This is a genomic window from Owariibacterium komagatae, assembly GCF_045865535.1.
GTDB classification, from domain to species: domain Bacteria; phylum Bacillota; class Clostridia; order Oscillospirales; family Ruminococcaceae; genus Ruthenibacterium; species Ruthenibacterium komagatae.
The window spans coordinates 13,785-30,102 of sequence record NZ_AP031406.1 but is presented as its reverse complement, the minus strand read 5'-3'; the positions used below and the strand labels follow the sequence as shown (position 1 = coordinate 30,102).

At 56.8% G+C, this 16,318-nt stretch carries 22 protein-coding genes and 2 pseudogenes; 3 read left to right on the top strand and 21 right to left on the bottom strand.

Features of this window, described 5'->3' with window-relative positions:
• Nucleotides 1–8 precede the first annotated feature (8 nt).
• Entirely contained in the window at nt 9–368 is a 360-nt protein-coding gene (locus ACKTS9_RS00205) for a BlaI/MecI/CopY family transcriptional regulator (RefSeq protein WP_006574436.1), read from the bottom strand.
• A 195-nt stretch (nt 369–563) separates the two neighbouring features.
• On the opposite strand from ACKTS9_RS00205, the gene ACKTS9_RS00200 reads away from it, so the two are divergent.
• Nucleotides 564–923: an XRE family transcriptional regulator gene (locus ACKTS9_RS00200; RefSeq protein WP_407878230.1), complete on the top strand. Its 360-nt coding sequence runs from the start codon at nt 564–566 to the stop codon at nt 921–923.
• A 203-nt stretch (nt 924–1,126) separates the two neighbouring features.
• On the opposite strand, the gene ACKTS9_RS00195 is transcribed toward ACKTS9_RS00200, so the two are convergent.
• The 3 genes from ACKTS9_RS00195 to ACKTS9_RS00185 all read right to left on the bottom strand — a co-directional run bounded on the left by ACKTS9_RS00195 (nt 1,127) and on the right by ACKTS9_RS00185 (nt 3,503).
• Nucleotides 1,127–2,473 carry a relaxase/mobilization nuclease domain-containing protein gene (locus ACKTS9_RS00195; RefSeq protein ID WP_407878228.1) on the bottom strand — a complete coding sequence of 449 codons (1,347 nt, stop codon included), beginning with the start codon at nt 2,471–2,473 and terminating at the stop codon, nt 1,127–1,129.
• 147 nt (nt 2,474–2,620) lie between these two features.
• The gene (locus ACKTS9_RS00190; RefSeq protein WP_407878225.1) at nt 2,621–2,911 is read right to left on the bottom strand and encodes a CD1845 family protein; all 291 of its coding nucleotides are present in this window, start codon (nt 2,909–2,911) and stop codon (nt 2,621–2,623) included.
• 103 nt (nt 2,912–3,014) lie between these two features.
• On the bottom strand, nt 3,015–3,503 hold the full coding sequence (locus ACKTS9_RS00185; RefSeq protein WP_407882045.1) for an SLOG family protein: 489 nt from the start codon (nt 3,501–3,503) through the stop codon (nt 3,015–3,017).
• A gap of 123 nt (nt 3,504–3,626) precedes the next feature.
• Between ACKTS9_RS00185 and ACKTS9_RS00180 the strand changes: the two genes are divergently transcribed.
• Nucleotides 3,627–3,941 (top strand): helix-turn-helix domain-containing protein, encoded by a 315-nt coding sequence (locus ACKTS9_RS00180; RefSeq protein WP_407878223.1) that lies wholly within the window; start codon nt 3,627–3,629, stop codon nt 3,939–3,941.
• A 138-nt stretch (nt 3,942–4,079) separates the two neighbouring features.
• Here ACKTS9_RS00180 and ACKTS9_RS00175 read toward each other — a convergent pair whose 3' ends face one another.
• The 17 genes and pseudogenes from ACKTS9_RS00175 to ACKTS9_RS00095 form a co-directional block, all read right to left on the bottom strand.
• Nucleotides 4,080–4,427: a plasmid mobilization protein gene (locus tag ACKTS9_RS00175; protein ID WP_407878220.1), complete on the bottom strand. Its 348-nt coding sequence runs from the start codon at nt 4,425–4,427 to the stop codon at nt 4,080–4,082.
• On the bottom strand, nt 4,424–4,588 hold the full coding sequence (locus ACKTS9_RS00170) for a hypothetical protein (RefSeq protein ID WP_021659247.1): 165 nt from the start codon (nt 4,586–4,588) through the stop codon (nt 4,424–4,426). The genes ACKTS9_RS00175 and ACKTS9_RS00170 overlap by 4 nt, the downstream gene beginning before the upstream one ends.
• Before the next feature lie 10 nt (nt 4,589–4,598).
• The gene (locus ACKTS9_RS00165) at nt 4,599–5,441 is read right to left on the bottom strand and encodes a hypothetical protein (protein WP_407878217.1); all 843 of its coding nucleotides are present in this window, start codon (nt 5,439–5,441) and stop codon (nt 4,599–4,601) included.
• Nucleotides 5,442–5,497: 56 nt separating this feature from the next.
• Nucleotides 5,498–5,866, bottom strand: coding sequence for a cysteine-rich VLP domain-containing protein (locus ACKTS9_RS00160; protein ID WP_006575040.1), 369 nt, complete (start codon nt 5,864–5,866; stop codon nt 5,498–5,500).
• A 4-nt stretch (nt 5,867–5,870) separates the two neighbouring features.
• A complete protein-coding gene (locus ACKTS9_RS00155; protein ID WP_007491259.1) occupies nt 5,871–6,047 on the bottom strand; it encodes a hypothetical protein in 177 nt (58 codons plus the stop codon).
• Entirely contained in the window at nt 6,044–6,823 is a 780-nt protein-coding gene (locus ACKTS9_RS00150) for a DUF4366 domain-containing protein (protein WP_407878214.1), read from the bottom strand. The genes ACKTS9_RS00155 and ACKTS9_RS00150 overlap by 4 nt, the downstream gene beginning before the upstream one ends.
• A gap of 2 nt (nt 6,824–6,825) precedes the next feature.
• Nucleotides 6,826–7,077, bottom strand: a complete 252-nt coding sequence (locus ACKTS9_RS00145; RefSeq protein ID WP_055152375.1) for a DUF4315 family protein — start codon at nt 7,075–7,077, stop codon at nt 6,826–6,828.
• 13 nt (nt 7,078–7,090) lie between these two features.
• A pseudogene (locus tag ACKTS9_RS00140) lies at nt 7,091–8,841 on the bottom strand (C40 family peptidase).
• The gene (locus tag ACKTS9_RS00135; protein ID WP_407878212.1) at nt 8,822–11,191 is read right to left on the bottom strand and encodes a VirB4-like conjugal transfer ATPase, CD1110 family; all 2,370 of its coding nucleotides are present in this window, start codon (nt 11,189–11,191) and stop codon (nt 8,822–8,824) included. Before ACKTS9_RS00135 ends, ACKTS9_RS00140 begins: the two are co-directional and overlap by 20 nt.
• Nucleotides 11,139–11,534: a PrgI family protein gene (locus ACKTS9_RS00130; RefSeq protein ID WP_407878210.1), complete on the bottom strand. Its 396-nt coding sequence runs from the start codon at nt 11,532–11,534 to the stop codon at nt 11,139–11,141. The genes ACKTS9_RS00135 and ACKTS9_RS00130 overlap by 53 nt, the downstream gene beginning before the upstream one ends.
• A gap of 3 nt (nt 11,535–11,537) precedes the next feature.
• The gene (locus ACKTS9_RS00125; RefSeq protein WP_407878207.1) at nt 11,538–12,095 is read right to left on the bottom strand and encodes an MT-A70 family methyltransferase; all 558 of its coding nucleotides are present in this window, start codon (nt 12,093–12,095) and stop codon (nt 11,538–11,540) included.
• A 17-nt stretch (nt 12,096–12,112) separates the two neighbouring features.
• Nucleotides 12,113–12,907 carry a DNA-methyltransferase gene (locus ACKTS9_RS00120; RefSeq protein ID WP_087235236.1) on the bottom strand — a complete coding sequence of 265 codons (795 nt, stop codon included), beginning with the start codon at nt 12,905–12,907 and terminating at the stop codon, nt 12,113–12,115.
• A complete protein-coding gene (locus tag ACKTS9_RS00115; protein WP_347003075.1) occupies nt 12,897–13,148 on the bottom strand; it encodes a hypothetical protein in 252 nt (83 codons plus the stop codon). Before ACKTS9_RS00115 ends, ACKTS9_RS00120 begins: the two co-directional genes overlap by 11 nt.
• Nucleotides 13,149–13,162: 14 nt before the next feature.
• Nucleotides 13,163–14,029, bottom strand: a complete 867-nt coding sequence (locus ACKTS9_RS00110) for a VirB6/TrbL-like conjugal transfer protein, CD1112 family (RefSeq protein ID WP_072852338.1) — start codon at nt 14,027–14,029, stop codon at nt 13,163–13,165.
• An 11-nt stretch (nt 14,030–14,040) separates the two neighbouring features.
• Nucleotides 14,041–14,121 (bottom strand): annotated as a pseudogene (locus tag ACKTS9_RS00105) (Maff2 family mobile element protein); the annotation flags it as partial.
• A 90-nt stretch (nt 14,122–14,211) separates the two neighbouring features.
• Complete coding sequence (locus tag ACKTS9_RS00100) at nt 14,212–15,882, bottom strand: recombinase family protein (protein ID WP_117534036.1); 1,671 nt, start codon at nt 15,880–15,882, stop codon at nt 14,212–14,214.
• Entirely contained in the window at nt 15,883–16,080 is a 198-nt protein-coding gene (locus ACKTS9_RS00095) for a hypothetical protein (RefSeq protein WP_109258351.1), read from the bottom strand.
• Here ACKTS9_RS00095 and ACKTS9_RS00090 point away from each other — a divergent pair.
• On the top strand, nt 16,054–16,293 hold the full coding sequence (locus ACKTS9_RS00090) for a hypothetical protein (protein WP_021682886.1): 240 nt from the start codon (nt 16,054–16,056) through the stop codon (nt 16,291–16,293). The two genes, ACKTS9_RS00095 and ACKTS9_RS00090, sit on opposite strands and share 27 nt — an antisense overlap.
• Nucleotides 16,294–16,318: the final 25 nt, after the last annotated feature.

Sequence of the window (16,318 nt, the reverse complement as noted above, 5' to 3'; positions counted from 1 at the left end):
GTTACCTCCTATTCCAATTCAGCCACCATCCGGCGCAGATTTTCAATTTGCTCCTTGGATAGCTTTTGATTGTCCAGCAAGGCGGCAAACAGTTTGTCGGGGGAGCCGTCAAACAACTTGCCAATCAGCTCCTCTGCCTCTGCCTCTTGCACAACTTCTTTTGCAATCAGCGCATGGCACATGAAGTTTGGTTCGCTACGCTCAATGGCACCTTTCGCGATGCACTTTTTAATCACGGTGTAGGTGGTGTTCATGTTCCAGCCGATTTCCTCTTTGAGAATATCGGAAATTTGCTTTGCAGTCTTGTCACCTTCTTTCCATAGCACATCCATGACTTTTAGCTCGGAATCAAAGAGCTTAATTGCCATATCATCAAATCCTTTCTTTGGACTATTGCAATAGTTTACGTTATGATACTACCACAATAGTTTCTAGTTGTCAACACTACTCCGATAGTGCGAATGAAAACATTTTGTGAATACGAAATTATTTAGTCGGTATCATGAAATATGCAATCGTTCAAATAATAACACCTGAAATGTAAAATTACATTAGGTGATATTATGAAGATTGAAAGAGATGAACGACGGTTTGATTTTCACGATATAGGGCTCGCCATCAAGCGGGCAAGGGAAGCCAGCGGGATGACACAAGAGCAACTGGCCTATATTGTTGACCGGGCTCCGCGCACCATCATGTATAACGAGAATGACGGTCAGCACCCCAGCCTCAACACCTTTTATCAGATGGTGACAATGTTTGATATATCGGTAGATCAATACTTCTATCCGTCCAAAAATAAAGGGAGCGAGTGCAGAAAGCGGATTGACGCCATGCTGGGCTCCCTGGACGAAAAAGAACTGAAAATTGTAGAAGCCACCATCCAGGCGATGAAAGCGGCTAAAGAAACGGAGGATGCGTAAGAGAAGCACGCGCCTCCGTTTTTTCATGCCATGTTGCCGGGGGAGCGCGTTTTGGCAAGCAATTCGGGTGTGGCCACACTCCGAAATTTTCACAGGCCGCAGGCCCGTGAAAATGCTTGTTGGGGAGCTCCCCAAACCCGCTGAACTTCTGGACACTTTGTCCAGAAGTCCCGGAGCAAGCGCCTGTTGTCGGCGGCCCGGAGCTAACGCTCCTGGGCCTTATTTTTTTGCTCGTCCGCGTGGCCGAGCAGGTGATCGATATTCGCCTTGACTGCCACGGCCTGCCGCATATCCGCCTGGGCCTTGCGGTATTCCGCATAGAGGGCCTTTTTCTTTTCAGAGAGCTCCCGGTGCTGCTTTTTCAGCGTGTCCATTTTGGGGAGCTTTGCCCCGCCCAAAAGTTCACTCATAGCCGCCTTTGCCGCCCGGTAGTCTGCCAGCTCCGCCTCATGCTGGGCCAGATATTTTCTGCTATACCGGGCCGCCTTGTAGCCGTCAAACACAGGCCGCGTCTTTGCATACTGCACCACCGCGCCCATGAGCTCGGAGGTTTTGGAAAGGGCGGCTTCCGTGTCCCGCAGCTCCCCGGCCAGCTTGTGAGCCCGATCCACTGCCGCCTCGGTGCTTGTCGCAAGAGCCTCGTAATCGGAAAGCCCATGCTCCCGGAGATACAGGAGCGCGGCGGCCATCTGCTTTATGTTATAGACTTTGGCCCACCGCTCATAGGCCGGGCCCTTGCCCTGGGCCATGCGTTCTTGAATGTCAATGATCAGATTGACGCGCCGGGCCGGGGCCGGGCTGTCCTGGGGAAGCTCCGGGATGGGCCGCTCCCCGGAAATCGTCGCCCGGATGTCATCGGGATCGAAACCGGGGCCCAAGGTGGATGCCCGCAGGCGGGTGTACTTATCCTGCCCAGGGGCCAGAAACGAGATCACGCCGCCCCGCCCATGCTTCACTTGAAAGCCGGACTCCTCCATGAGCCGCAGGAACGCCGGGAAGTCGGCGGGCTTTTGCTCCAGAGCCGCCACGATCCCCAGCCGCACCCGCTGCTGGGCCGAGGGGGGCTTTTCCCCGATCCATTGTCCATAGTGAAGAAAGCGGCCCTTGCTGTGCTGCTTCGGATTTTGAATGACAGACAGCTCGTGCTCAATGCACACCCGGTCAGAGAGCCGCCGCACCGCAAAGCTGGAGCCGATGAAGTTATGGAATTTCCGGGAACAATCCTGGGCGGTGGAGTTGTAATAAATGTGATTGTGAATGTGGCCCTTGTCAATGTGGGTGCAGACGAAGAACTGATACTTGCCCTTTGTCCAGCGCATGGCTGTTTCATAGCCGATTTTATTTGCCTCCTCCGGCGTGACCTCGCCGGGCGGGAACGCCTGCCGGATCTGAAAGAACAGGGCCCCGCGCTCCACGGCCCGGCCCGTTTCCGCCTGGTACTGGCTTTTCAGCAGTAGGAACTCAGCGGGGGCGGATGCAGGATCACAGAGATAGGCAGACACAGCCCCCAACTTTTTCGGATTGAGCCCATAGGCAAACCGCTCCTCCATCGTCTGGATGGCCGTTTTCCCAGCCGCTACCTTGTAGGGCCGGATGTAGGTTGTAGCGATAGCCGCACCTCCTTTCCCAGCAGAAAAAACGGGCGGCGGTCTGTTCCACCCGCCGCCCGGAACTTCTGGACAAAGTGTCCAGAAGTATCAGCTTGCCATAAAATCCATCGCCGCATACTTCACACCATAAAGGCGCTCCACCAGCCAGCCGCCCAGGGCCGGGAGCCCAAAGGGAGAAACCAGGAACGCCAGCACGAACATGGCGATGCAGCCTGTGGTCTGCCCGGCCAGCAGGCAAAGGATCGCCAGCAGGGACAGGCCCACACACGCCACAACGCACACAGCGCCCGCCACGCAGGACAGAAACGAGAGCACCGCCACGACGAGCATCAGCGCCAGAACAAAGGGGGCCGCGATGATTTTCAAAATGATACGCATGGTTCATACCTCCTACAAAAGTTTGATACTTGCCTCTATATGTATATTATAACTCCGCAGGAGGGGGCCAACAAGGATGACTCCGGCCCGGCAGAACACCCGCTTATACTCTGATTTCCCGCACCTCCCGTCCTATGGAGTGAGCATACCGCATGGTGAACAATGTCCCGCCGCGCTCCCGTCCGTCATACACGGCGATCACCCGCTGGGACTCCCCGGCCATGTAGCGGTTGCGCTGCATAAAGCATGAGGGGGCATATTCCCGGCACACCACCTTGACGCCCTTGCAGGCCCTCAGCAGTTTTTGAAACTGCTGATTTTTTGTTTTCAAGCGGCCCGCATAGGGGATGGCAGCCTCCAAAAACAGGTCGGGGTTGTGTTCCTTTTGCTCCGCCACAATAGCCGCAAACATAAGATCGGCCCCCTCCGCAAAACCGGAAATAAACCGGGTATATCCGTCCTGGATTGCCGCCAGCACCTCCCGCCGAAGCTCCTGCTCCACATAGGCGATCCGATCCTCTGGAATATCCCGGTGCCCCGTAACACAACAAGTTTTTTCAGCCATAAAAAGCCTCTCCTTTCCGCAATATATAAGCCTGTGTATAGTAAAAAGATAAAGGATTTAATATCGTATGTCAAGGAATACACAGGACAGTATATCGTATCTGAAAGAGGTGTACGATATACAATAATGCGAGAAGGGAGGGTTGTTCCCGTGTACGAGGAATTTACTCAAAACCGTATCGCACAGTTACGGATGCAGAAGAATGTTTCGGCCCGCGATATGTCGCTGACGCTGGGCCAGAACAACAGCTACATCAATCAGATCGAGAACAAGAAAGCCCTGCCGTCTTTACAAGGTCTGTTTTATATCTGTGAATACTTCGGTATCACGCCACAGCAGTTTTTTGACGATGGCAGCGCCTATCCCGTCCAGCTTGCCGATCTGATTGAGGATATGAAAAAGCTGGACGCCGCCTCGCTGGAGCATATCGCGGCGATTGTAAAAGAAATGGTAGGCAACAAATAATCTCATGTGCGATGCAAAAAAGCAGGGACAAAACGGAGAGCAGCCGCCCTCCGTCTTGTCCCCATTTTTTGCGCCCACCTCTGGACAAAGTGTCCAGAAGCCGGGGCAGCCGGGGAGCTTGGCGCTCCCCGGCAAGGGTTAAAGCTCCACCACCGCCGACAGCTTTTTGAGCAGATCGGACAGCGGCTCCCACAGGGTTTCATAGTCCCGCTGCAACGCCTTGATCTCCTCCGGGTAAATGCCGCCGTAGGTATTCGCCTGGATCGCCACCTGGTTCAAGTTGTTGGAGCACCGCCGCTGGAGTGATACCAGCTCCCGCACGTCGGAAAGGTCAACGTGGAGCACATATCCATTGAGGGCCATTTTCCGCACATAGGCCCCCAGGTTGCGGACACCCGCCTCGGCCATGCGCTCCCGGATCAGCGCCAGCTCCTCCTCGGACACCATCACATGAAGATGGATGGGGCGGCGGCGTTTCTTTGTCACCGCTCCTCCCGTTCCAGGCTCCGGCTGGTACGGGGCGGCTCCTTTACCTTGTCCAGCGCCTTGTCACGCTCCGGGGGCAGCGCGGGGATCGGCGTACCAAACACCCCGCAAAGCCGCTTCACTTCCAGATCGGCAAAATCCTGTTCATGCTTCTTGTCCATAGTCATCCTCCTATCTGTCGCCCCGGTCAGGGGCTTTCTTTTTGGGTGCGTCCGGGGCCCGCTGCTCCTGGGCCTCCCGTTGGGCCGCTTTCAGTTGTTCGGCAATCGGGGGCTGGTGTTTAGCCTCCTTGTGAGCCCGCGCCGCTTCCTGGCGTTCAATGCTGCGGACGCGAACGGCCAGTTGCTCCGGGGTGATGTATTCTTTCACCACATAACTGCCGAAGTCAGGGTAAAACCATGTCAGCCGCTTCTGATCCGGGACATGGTGGGCATCCTCCCATTTCCCCACCACCTGGGCCTGGGCATCCATCTGCCGCCGGATGTCCAGATTTTCACGGGAGGGCCGGAGCTCATAATTCTGCATTTCCCGCTCTGTCAGGGGATGGGCATAGATGATGGCTCCCCACGCCTGAAACGCCTCGCCCATCACTTGCTGGCGGGTAAAGTACAAATCCATGTGGACAGGGCGGTTAAAGTAGCTGTTCGGGTAAGTGCCGATGTCAATAGGCCGCTGGGTGGAGTAGTATTTGTAGGTTTCCTTGTCCGGGGCCTGCTCTACTTCAAACACATGATAGCGCCGCTGATAGTCCTCTGCCCGATTGTGCAAATCCCGTTCCGCCATATCGGGCTCGTTGTGGTAGTGGCCCCAAAAGAAGTCGCGGTGTCCGTCCTGCTCATTGAATTGCCATGTCACATAGGGGTTAGGGGCCTTGGGGTTTTCGCCCAGCACAAAGCCGCATTTGTTATCAAACAGGATCGTGCGGCGGATCACATAGCCTTGATTTTCTTCCAGAATAACACCTCCTTGATGTTGACAGCATCCGGGCCAAACAGGGGCAGGCCGTAGAAACATACGGCCTGCCCCAAAAGCGGCCCCGAAAAGCCTTGTAATCAGCGGGTTTCGAGGGCCTAATTGTCAACGCCCCAGCCCCGCTTTTTCCGCATATATTCCCGCTGTTGGCGGCGGTGGGCTTTCTTTGCACAGGCCGCCGAGCAGTAAGCCTGCCGCCGATCCGGGGCAACGGGCCCGCCGCAGATAGGGCAAATCTTAAAATCCGGCCTGGGCCCCTCGGTCAAGAGGGCAGCCTCCAGCGCCGGATCAAGGGGCAGCACCGCCTCCCGAAAGTAGCGGCACAGCGCCCCCGTCCAGCATTTCCCCAGCATATAGCACTCACAGTCCAGGGGCAGGCAGCCGCACTCCCGGTCATAGTTGGCACACCATTTTGTCACCAGGGCGCGGATCGCCCGTTTTTCCTCGCGTGTCAGTTCACGGGCCAAGCCGTCACCTCCCGCCAGCCGGGGCCCGCATAAGCTCCCGGTAGCAGGACACGCAGCCGATCCCGCGCCAGTAGGGACACCCGGAGCACCGGGAGCCCCTGGGCGGCTTTGCCGGAGCCGGAGCCTGGGGGCGGGGCTTCTGCTGCATCATCTTTTCATAGGGGCTGTTGGTAAACCTCATTTGTCCGCCTCCTCTCCGTCATCGTCCTCCTCGTCCCAGGGCGGGCCGTCATCGTCGTCGTCCCCGTAGCCGTCCGGCTCGTCATAGTCCGTGAGCTCGTCGCCGTAGTCCTCCTGGGGCGTGGCGGCTTTCTGCTGTTTGGGGCGCAGCACCTTGAAATAGAACGCCGCTCCGCCGCCCACCAGGGCCACGGCCAGCACCGCGAGAAGCATCCCCGTGTTGCCGCCCGCTTCCGGCCCGGCCTCCTCCGGGGCGGGCTCCTCGGTTTCCGTGGGCTCCGGCTCCGGCTCAACGCCCACGCACTTGCTCATATTGACAGAGCAGACGGCACAATCCATATTGACGGCCCCCGCCTCGCATTTTTCAGAGCAGGAGCACACCGCCTGTTCCACACCAGCGGCCTCCGCCGCAGCCAGCAGATCAGCCTCATCCACCACGCTGAAAAAGTAGGTTTCGTACTGTTCGCCCTCTTCGTCCACGGGCTTGTCATAGTCAATGACGATATAGAACGTGTTGCCGCCGCTGGTCTGGACGGTGATAAACTGCTTGTTGGTGTGCTCGTCATAGAGCAGATCGCGGGTCACAAGGTTGCCCTCTTCGGAAAAGCTCTCGCCGGGCTCAATGGTGGGCTCCGGGGCGGAAGTTTCCTCCGTCATGGTGGGATCACCATAGTCCGCGCCCTCGCCGCCGTCCGCGTAGGCATAGGCCGGGACGCTAAATCCGCATAAAAGAACGGCGGCACACAGCGCCGCCGCCATCACCCGAAAGCGTTTCATCTTCAATTTTCCTCCTTTCCGCCGTCCCCGGACTTCTGGACACTTTGTCCAGAAGTGCCGTCCCGGAGCCGCTGGAGCACCAGGGGGAGCTCCTCCAGGGAAATGCTCATGCCCCGCACGATGTCCACGATCTCGCTGTTTTCGGCCTCCTGCTTGTTCTTTTCCAGCTCCTTGAGCCGGGCCTGCTGTTCGCTGATTTTGGCCTTGACCTTATCAATCTCAGCCTGGATTTTCTGGCTTTTGCTTACCGCCATAGATACCTCCTTGTCAGGGTAAACGCCCGTAGGCGTAGAAATGGGATTGCCAGTAACTTGTGTTTAAGTTTGCGTATTGGATGGGATCTCCACAGTGGATCATCATCCCGTCCCCCACATAGATGCCACAGTGGGACACGCCCGCCGTGTCATAGGTGCCGACAAAGAACACCAGATCGCCGGGCTTTGGATTGCTGGTAGGGGTGCAGATGTTATAGAGCCCCTGGGCCCCCAGGCGGCCCGCATTCCAGCCGGAGTGATTGATGACCCAGGACACGAAGCCGGAGCAGTCAAAGGACGTGGCCGGAGAGCTCCCGCCCCACACATAGGGATAGCCCAGGTATTTCTCCGCCTCGGTGAGCATGGCCGCAAAGGTTTCATCGTCCAGATATTCCCCCGGCACGTCATATCCTGCGGGCGGGTTGGTAACGTATTTCCCCACATAGGCCGACTCCGGGAACAGGTCAGGCCGGTTCCCCAGGGTGGACATATAGAGGGAATACCGGGACATCTGCTCCTCGTTCATCATTTCCAGGGGCAGATGGGACAGGTTGCGGTTTTCCAGCGTGACATAACAGATATAGTAATTGTAGGGCACCTCTACCGTGTAGGAGTTGCCCTCGCTGTCCGTCCGGCTTTCCGTCCGATAGCGCACCTCAACAACCACATCCTCGGTGAGAATGTACTGGCGGTCAAAGAGGTTCTCCAGTGTTCCCTGCACCTGTTCCAGCGTCCATGCCCCCTCATGGAGCACAGACAGAATGGAGATCAGCACATAGGGATCGTGCTCGATGCTGTCCAAGTCGAAGTGGTACTCGTCATAGTCGTGGGTACTTTCGTAGCTGTCCAGGTAGTCCTGGAGCTCCGCCTCCATGCCGCAGTAGGCCGCCTCCGCCGCCAGCATTTCCTCGTCCTGGGATGGGTAGGTAGTTGCACTCACCGCGCCCGCCCCGGCGTTGCCAAGCGTCACCAGGGAGGACGAGCAGGACTGCATCATAAAGAGCAGGAGCAGGCAGGCCAGGGCCAGCACCACCCCCACAGGATGCCGCTTCACAAAGCCACCGCCTTTGCCCCGGCCTTTTCCGTGGCGGCGGCTGTCTTTTTCGCCGCGCCTGCCGCCCCGGTCTTGACCGCCTGCCGCGCCCGCTTCTGGTACTGCTTTTTCAAGCGGTGCTTGCGCCACATCCGGGAAACCGGGTTGCCGGACATTTCCGGGTGCTCCTGGGCGGCCATGCGGAAGTGATAGTCCGCCGTGGCCTTGACATATTTGGACTCGGCCCGCTGGACGGCTTTTGCCGGGTGCTGCCGGATTTTCTTTTGCACGAACCGCTTGCCATGCCGCAGGCCGGACTCGCCCACCAGCTCAGAGCGGTGAGCCCCCTCGATGCCCACGTTTTCCTGCTCGTTCTCGTAAATCTTCCCATGCACAAAGCCGTGGGCGGCCCCGCCAGCGGCGCGGCCCACCCGCCGGATGGGGCCGGGCTTTTTCGGGGGCTTCTGTTTTGCCAGCTTGTCTTTGGCCGCCTCCAGCTTTTCCCCGCGCTTTTCCATGCGGAGCTTAGAAGCGGCGGCCTGTTCCTGCTGGCTCTTTTGCCGAAACTTTGACTTGTGGACACTTTGTCCAGAAGTGCCCTCTGTCCCGGCACCGCCTGGGGAGCCGCCCCCAGCGGCCCCGGAAGAAGCGCCGCCGGGATCGGCGGGCTCCTCCCAGGAGCCGGGGCGCTCCCTGGGCTCCTGTTGGGGTTTATTCGGTTTTCGCTTCATTCTTCAAGTCCTCCGGGCGCGTGGTCAGCAGGTTATAGATCTCCCCACGGGGGAACCGATCCACAAAGGGGATGGTCACATCGCCATAGAACAGCAGGCCCTCGCCGGAATTGGAGTGGGTGATATAGGAGAGCTGATGCTCGGAAATGCCGAGCTGTTTCGCCAAAATCGCCCGGTCACTTTGGGCCTGGGACAACAGGATCATAAAGTCGGTGTTGTCCAGAATGGCCTCGATCTCCCGGCTGGCCAAAAGGTCTTTCACGTTTTGCGTTAAAGCTGAGGGTACGCAGCCCTTTTTGCGGAGCATCTTCCACACGGCCACAAAGTAGCTGGCGGTGAGCGCGTCCCGGAGCAGGATGTGGAACTCGTCAAAGTAGCACCAGGTAGAAACGCCGTTGTGGAAATTCACATTGACCGCCGACGTTACAAAGTCGTTGGTAACGTGCATGGCGATCTTGCGGAGGTTTTCTCCCAGCCCTTTGAGGACGATGCAGACAATATGCGCCGTCAGTTTTACGTTGGTCTGGTGGTTGAACAGGTTAAGGGAGCCCGTACAGTAGAGCTCCAGGGCGGTTGCCACCCGGCGGGCCTCCGGCTCCGGCTGTTTGAGAAGCTCCTCGTACAAGTCCTGGAGCAAAGGCGGCTTGCCGTCCCCCAGGCCCAGGGCCATGTCCCGGTAAATGAGCCGCACACAGCGGTCAATCACCGTCTTTTCGATGGGCTGCAAACCGTCCTTGCCGCCCACCACCAGCTCGCACAGGGACAACAAAAAATCCGCTTTCATAGAAAGCGGGCTTTCGTCATCGTCCAGATCAAGCTGGATGTCCATCGGGTTGATATGGCTGGGGGAGCCGGGGGCGATTTCCACCACCTGGCCGCCCAGCCTCCGCACCAGCGGGGCATATTCCCCCATCGGATCGACAATGATAATGCGATCCTTTGGGATAGTGAGAAACACGTTGATGATCTCACGCTTTGCGGCAAAGGATTTTCCCGATCCGGTTGAGCCAAGATACAGGCCGTTGGCCGATTTCAGCTTTTTGCGGTCAGCCATGATGACGTTGTGGGAAAGGGCGTTCATGCCGTAGTAGAGGGACGGCCCGGCCATCCGCAGCTCCCTGGTCATAAAGGGGATAAAGATCGCCGTGGAGCTGGTAGTCATGCCCCGCTGGATTTCCACCTCGTTATAGCCCAGGGCCAGCGAGGACACAAACGCCTGCTCCTGCTGCCAGTCCAGCCGCTTCAAGGCACAGTTATATTTCTGCGCGATGCCGCCCACGGTAAACACATCATTTTCCAACCGCTGCCGGGTGGGGGCGATATTGATAACCGTGAACGTGAGCAGGAACATCCGCTCGTTGCGGGACTGGAGATCGGCCAGGAGCTCCGCCGCATCCTTGCTGAACGTGATCAGGTCAGGGGGCAGAATGTCGGGATCGTACCCGGCCCGCACCGCCTTGCGCTGTTCCTCCACTTTCATTTTGCCGATGTCGGAGAGCTTGCCCTTGATGGTCTTAATGGCTTTGAGCTGATCCACCGTCTGAATGTGCATGGTAACGGTCATTTCCGCATCCAGCTCCAGAATTTCCGCCAGGAGCTTGTCAGAGAGCTCGGACGCCAAAATCTGCAAGTAGGACGCAGCGCCCCAATACTGGCCCACCCGGAACGTCCGGGATTGCCGGAAGTCGAAGCTGTCCGGGGCGATAAAGTCCTTTGTCCCCATGCCCGTCCGGGGAATGTCCTGCCAGGAGAAGCGGAACGGCTCCCGGCTGCCGGGGTGCATCTGACTGTGAAGCAGCGCCAGCCGTTCCTGCCCGTCCATCGGAGCAGAGGGAACGCCCAGCCGTTTCAGATTGCCTGTCACATCGGCCTCCACCCGTTCCAGGCGGGGCCGGGCCTCCGCGATCCCCTCGGCGGGCAGGCCAAACGTGATGTATTTAGACCGCTCGATGCCGTTGTTGCTTTTGGCAATCTGATTTTTCAGCATACTTGTGAACTCGGCCCGGATGCTGTCAAAGTCATCCTGTGCCGGGGGGATATTGACCTTGTACTTGCTCCGGGAACGGGAGCGGCGGTTGATAAAGGAGAGCTGGAACGGCAGGGAGCTGTCAAAGTAATTGAGGAACGAGCTCCACCCGCTGAAAATCGCCGTCTGATCCTCGGTAGAAGCCACGGAATAATTGATGTCCTCATATTCCACGGTTTTCGTGTAGAGCCCACCGGGGAGCTGGCACACCCCGTCCGGGTGCATCACCAGGTAAGGGATCGTCTGCTGGGCAGACAACGCAGCTTTCCGGTTAGCGGCCTTTCCGGGGCTGCGCTTTGGGCTTTTTGCTTTTTGCAATCGCATCCTCCTTTCTCACAGCACCCCGCTGGGTAAACGGGGCATAGATATTTTCCGTCTGGTAGGGCCTCACCCCAGGCCGCAGGAAACGGGCCCGCAGGACGTTCCGCACCACCTTTTCAAAGGGGAGCCCGTCTTTTTCGTACATCGCCAGCAGGAACGCCGGGAGCGCCACCGCCATCATCAGAAACATAGCAGCCGTGTTGCCGATGGCGCTCCGGGCCAGCAGATAGGACGGGATGCCCACCACCGCCGCGATCCCGAAACACACAAGCTGGCGTTTCGTCAAGTTAAAGGCCAGTTTGGTCTTGATTTTGGATAAGTCATTGGGAACATTCACATAGGGCATGGATCAACCTCCTTTCGCGCCCACCTCTGGACACTTTGTCCAGAAGTCCGGGACGGTGCTTTCCACCTCGTTCCCCCACACATCCCAGCCGGGCGGGGACTGCCGGGCGAACAGCTCCACCCTGGGCACGTCGCCCATGAGGGCCACGATCTTATCACGGGCCTCGTCCGGCTTTCGGCTGTGCTCCTGGATCGGGGCAATAATGAATTGATGGACGTTTGCCGCCTGACGTTTTGGGTGTCCCCGTGTTGCCAGCAGGCAAACCTCCGCGTTGCCCCTCGTCCAAAAGCCCAGGCCATAAAACCAGCTCTCGGACTTTCGATTTTTCTTCAGCCAGACAAAAGCCACGGATTTATATTGAAAGCCCCACGCATTGATCAGCCGCAGGGCCTCCGGGAGCTGGGGGAACGTAGCCCACAAAAAAAGCACGCTGTCCGGGGCCGCCAGATCAGCCACCGGGAGCGTGCATAACTCGTCAATCCCCATTGTGGGGTAATGCTTCTCCGCCGCACCCTGCAAGCCCTTTTGCGTGTAGCGCCAGGGGGGATCGGCATAGATCACAGAATACTGTCCGATAGTTACACTCCTTTCTCTCCGGCCTCCAATGCTGACCGCGCCAGACGGATGCGCTCTGTGGCGGCGGCGTAGTAGGCGGGGACGGTTTCAAAACAGATGAAGCGGCGGCCCGTATTGAGGGCGGCAACCGCTGTTGTGGCAGAGCCCGCGCAGATGTCCGCAACCACCTCGCCGGGCCGGGTGTAGGTTTTGATGAAATACTCGCACAGGGCCACCGGCTTCTGTGTGGGGTGGACGGTGCGCTGGACGGCTGGAAAGGTCAGCACGTTTCCGGGAAAGCGCAGGCCGTCCTCCGATCCGCTGCCGGAACGGGTGAATTTTCCGTAGTTGGTGCTGTTCCCGTTATTGCCCGCAATTTTCTTGTAGGGCTTGCCCTGCTCAAACTGCGGATTGTAAAGCGGGAGCTTCTGATAGAACACCAAAATATTCTCCGTCTTTTTCAGCGGAGCGCGGCGGGCGTTGAGAAAGCCTGTGCAGCGGCTTTTGTACCATACCCACTCATAGCGGAGCATGGACAGGTTGGATGCCCCCAGTACCTTGTCATAGGGGCATTGGGCAAAGAACAGTACAGCGCCGTCCGGCTTGACTGCCCACTTGACCGCCTCCCACAGCTCCGGGAGCGGTAGGGGCACATCCCAAAAGTTCCGGGTGGTGCCGTAAGGCGGATCGGTCAAGAGCATATCCACAGAATGACGGGGCAGGGAGCGCAGGCCCTCAATGCCATCCATAAGGAACAGGCCCTCCGGGAGCTCCGGGGACTTCTGGACACTTTGTCCAGAGGTGCCCTTATCGGTCATCCCTGGCCTCCTTGCCCTTTGCCGGAGCGGGCCGGGCGGCGTTTTCACGGGCGGCCTGCGCCCGCCCCTCGGCTAACTGCTGGGCAATCTTCTTCGCGTCATCCCTGCCGCCCAGCAATTCCCGCTTTTGCAAAACTGCCTCCGTTTCCGCCATAAAGCGGTAAACATCGGCCTGGTTGAAGTCCTCCGGCGCTTTCCCGTTCCACAGGCGCGACCCATCGGGCCCATATCTTCTCGGCATATAACACCCCTTTCTCAATGTGCGCTAAAGATACTTCGCGCAATCGTCCCGGTTTTGAACAGCATGAAGCAGAGCAAAACCGTATAGCCCACGGTGCCCCATATCGCCCCGATGGGATCTCCGCCCGTGGCAATTCCCTGGATCAGCACCGCATAAATCGCAACACACACCAGAATGAGCAGCCCCTGGAAGCCTACGGCAAACAGGGAGCGCAGATAGTTCTGCCCGATCTGTCCCACCTCCCGGTGGGAGATCGTTGCCATAGGGATGGGGGCCAAACTGGTGAGCAAATAGATTTCCAACATTCTGCCATACACCAACACAAAAATGACGATGCCCAGCGCCCACATGGTAACGCCAATAATGGAGGACTGGAGCCACAGGCCCAAAAGCGGCCCTAAATCCATCCCCTCCAGGGTGGTTTCCAGCTCCGCCATCATATCCGGCGTGATGTCCGTGGAGCCCTGGATCAGACCGCCCGCCTGGGCGATCACCGTCTGCGACACGTCAAAGACGGCCATCACAATATTAAAGGTGTTTGAGAGAATGAAGATGGCACAAGCCGTTTTGAATATCCATTTGTAGATATTCGCCACGTCAAACTCGTGCATATTGTTTTTTTCCAAAAGCATCTGAATGAGCTCATAGGTGGCAACAAAGGTCAGCACCAGCCCGGCAATCGGCAAGATCACCGTTTCGGAAAGCTGGCGGATGAGGGAAAATACCCCGGCGTTCCACGCCGCCGGGGTAGTCCCCACCTGTACCGCAATCTCTCCGACTTGGGTATTGACGTAATCAAAGAGCCCCTCCAGGTTCCCCATGATCCCGCCGATCAGCAGCTCTTTGAGCCAGTCCGTGAGCCAGTCGGTGAGAAAATCCATAAGCCGCTACCTTAAAACAGGCCGGACAGCAGAGGGATCAGGGTGGTGCCCAGCAGGATGATGCCGCCGCCCGCCATGAGCTGTTTTATCCCCAATTAGGTGTAAAACTCTGCTCGATGGCGGGCGGCGGCGTACAAAAAATCTATATGGTGTTTTTAAGAGAACCGTCCCGGCGGGACAGGTCAGGCAGTGACCTGTTCCACCTCTGGGATGGGTTTGAGATTAAAATGAATTTCGATAGAAATGTGTCTTGTTTTATCTTCGTCAATGCGCTCATGCACGACGATTTCTTTGATTAAGCGGTTGAGGGTGGCTGCGTCCAGCTCTGTGATATTGGCGTATTCCTGAATGGCTTCCACCCATTGTTTTGCGTCATTGGCAAGCTGGACTTCATCGGACAGCCGCTTTCTGCCCTCGGACACTTTTGCTTTAAGCTCCGCTTGCTCGGTCTGTGTCTTTTCCAGCATGGTGTTGAAATTCTGCTCACTGATACGCCCTGCAATCATATCCTCATAAAGCCGCATGACCATTTTATCCAGAACCTCAATCCGTTCCTCGTCCCTTGTAAGGGAGCGTTCCATTGCTTCCCGCTGTTCCCGCTGCTCGGCTTCACAGGTATTAGTCAGGCGGTCGGCAACCGCTTTCCCGTCCATCAGGGCAGCTCTGGCACATTCCCGGATTTTCCGCAGCACATGGCTGTAAAGGGTGTCATAGTCAATCCGGTGCTGGGTGCAGTGGTTCTTTCCAAAGGCATTGTAGGTCTTGCAGGAATAAATCTGCTGGGGATGTTTTGCGTTTGTGTAGCGTACCGTCAGCGACTTCCCACACTCGCCGCATTTTATCAGTCCGGCAAACAGGCTGATTTCATTGGTCTGCCCCGGACGCTGGCGGGATTTCAGCTTGTTCTGCACAATGTCAAAGCTCATGCGGTCAATCAGCGGTTCATGCTGTCCCTCCACCACAATCCAGTCCTCCGGCTTCTTTTCTCCAATCGTGCCGATTTTGAAACGGTAGTCTTTTTTCTGGGAAGCAATCGCCCCGGTGTAGACGGGATTCATCAAGAGGTCTTTGATAACGGAGAAGTCCCACATATACCGTCCGTTTTCTGGGTCTTTCTTTTCCCATTTGGTGCGGGTATTGCGAAGCCCCCGTTCCCGGTTCCACCATGTGGGGCAGGGGATTTTTTCTTCCTCCAGCCGTCTGCGGATATAGTTCGGACCATGACCGTTCAGGGCATATCCGAAAATCAGCCGCACAATCGGGGCGGTTTCCTCGTCAATGAGCAGATGGTTTCTGTCCTCTGGGTCTTTCCGATACCCAAAGGGGGCAAGACACCCGGTAAACTGTCCTTTCTGCGCTTTCAGAAGATAAGAGGAATGGACTTTCTTGGAAATATCCTTGCTGTACATCTCGTTCAGGATATTCTTGAACGGGGCAATATCGTTGTTATCCCGCAGGGTGTCGATACCGTCATTCATGGCGATATAGCGGACACCGTTTCTTGGGAAAAAGTCCTCAATCAAATGCCCGGTTTGCAGATAGTTACGCCCCAGTCGGCTGAGGTCTTTCGTGATGACAAGGTTGATTTGCCTGCGCTCAATGGCTCTCAACATTCTCTGTAAATCAGGACGCTCCATATTAAGACCTGTGAAGCCATCGTCCTGATAGACTGCCACAACCTCCCATCCCTGCTTTTCGCAGTATTTTTCCAGCATATCACGCTGGTTTGCGATACTGGCACTTTCGCCTTGCAGGTCATCGTCCTTTGACAGCCTGCAATAGACCGCTGCACGATACCCTCCGGCAAGTGCCGAACCGATTGTTCTGTATTCCATTTCGTTCATCATAGCCATTTACCCACACAATCCAGACGGTATCTGGCTCTTTTGAACCTCATCTTCATTATAACCCATATCTTTCTTTTTAGCAAGATATTCTTTCGTATTTGTCTTACCGTATTTCTGGGAAATCAGGCTGACGAACACATCGGTTGCGTCCAGCTCCCCGTCAAACACCGTTGTAACATGAATCTCTGTTTTGTTTTTTGCCATAGGCAGTTATCCTCCATACATGAAAATAGCCAGACAGAGGGTGTCGGCAACGAAGTCCGGCAACGGGCTTCAAAAGACCTTGCAAACAATCTCAATCTGGCGATGGTTACTATTTATACTTTTCTTTTATTTTTCTGTTGTTTTGGTTGTTATAAGGGAGAAAAGCCCGGAAATAAAGGTTTTTCCCCGGCAACCGGCTCGGCAACGGGATAGCAACAGGGGGTGCAACGGGCTGTCC

Excerpts from the sequence above, each read along its gene's own strand:
- ACKTS9_RS00205 (WP_006574436.1), bottom strand. The coding sequence starts at position 368 with ATGGCAATTAAGCTCTTTGATTCCGAGCTAAAAGTCATGGATGTGCTA.
- ACKTS9_RS00200 (WP_407878230.1), top strand. The coding sequence starts at position 564 with ATGAAGATTGAAAGAGATGAACGACGGTTTGATTTTCACGATATAGGG.
- ACKTS9_RS00195 (WP_407878228.1), bottom strand. The coding sequence starts at position 2,473 with ATGGAGGAGCGGTTTGCCTATGGGCTCAATCCGAAAAAGTTGGGGGCT.
- ACKTS9_RS00190 (WP_407878225.1), bottom strand. The coding sequence starts at position 2,911 with ATGCGTATCATTTTGAAAATCATCGCGGCCCCCTTTGTTCTGGCGCTG.
- ACKTS9_RS00170 (WP_021659247.1), bottom strand. The coding sequence starts at position 4,588 with ATGGACAAGAAGCATGAACAGGATTTTGCCGATCTGGAAGTGAAGCGG.
- ACKTS9_RS00165 (WP_407878217.1), bottom strand. The coding sequence starts at position 5,441 with ATGTTTCTACGGCCTGCCCCTGTTTGGCCCGGATGCTGTCAACATCAA.
- ACKTS9_RS00155 (WP_007491259.1), bottom strand. The coding sequence starts at position 6,047 with ATGAGGTTTACCAACAGCCCCTATGAAAAGATGATGCAGCAGAAGCCC.
- ACKTS9_RS00150 (WP_407878214.1), bottom strand. The coding sequence starts at position 6,823 with ATGAAACGCTTTCGGGTGATGGCGGCGGCGCTGTGTGCCGCCGTTCTT.
- ACKTS9_RS00145 (WP_055152375.1), bottom strand. The coding sequence starts at position 7,077 with ATGGCGGTAAGCAAAAGCCAGAAAATCCAGGCTGAGATTGATAAGGTC.
- ACKTS9_RS00135 (WP_407878212.1), bottom strand. The coding sequence starts at position 11,191 with ATGCGATTGCAAAAAGCAAAAAGCCCAAAGCGCAGCCCCGGAAAGGCC.
- ACKTS9_RS00130 (WP_407878210.1), bottom strand. The coding sequence starts at position 11,534 with ATGCCCTATGTGAATGTTCCCAATGACTTATCCAAAATCAAGACCAAA.
- ACKTS9_RS00120 (WP_087235236.1), bottom strand. The coding sequence starts at position 12,907 with ATGACCGATAAGGGCACCTCTGGACAAAGTGTCCAGAAGTCCCCGGAG.
- ACKTS9_RS00115 (WP_347003075.1), bottom strand. The coding sequence starts at position 13,148 with ATGCCGAGAAGATATGGGCCCGATGGGTCGCGCCTGTGGAACGGGAAA.
- ACKTS9_RS00110 (WP_072852338.1), bottom strand. The coding sequence starts at position 14,029 with ATGGATTTTCTCACCGACTGGCTCACGGACTGGCTCAAAGAGCTGCTG.
- ACKTS9_RS00100 (WP_117534036.1), bottom strand. The coding sequence starts at position 15,882 with ATGGCTATGATGAACGAAATGGAATACAGAACAATCGGTTCGGCACTT.
- ACKTS9_RS00090 (WP_021682886.1), top strand. The coding sequence starts at position 16,054 with ATGAATCTCTGTTTTGTTTTTTGCCATAGGCAGTTATCCTCCATACAT.
- ACKTS9_RS00095 (WP_109258351.1), bottom strand. The coding sequence starts at position 16,080 with ATGGCAAAAAACAAAACAGAGATTCATGTTACAACGGTGTTTGACGGG.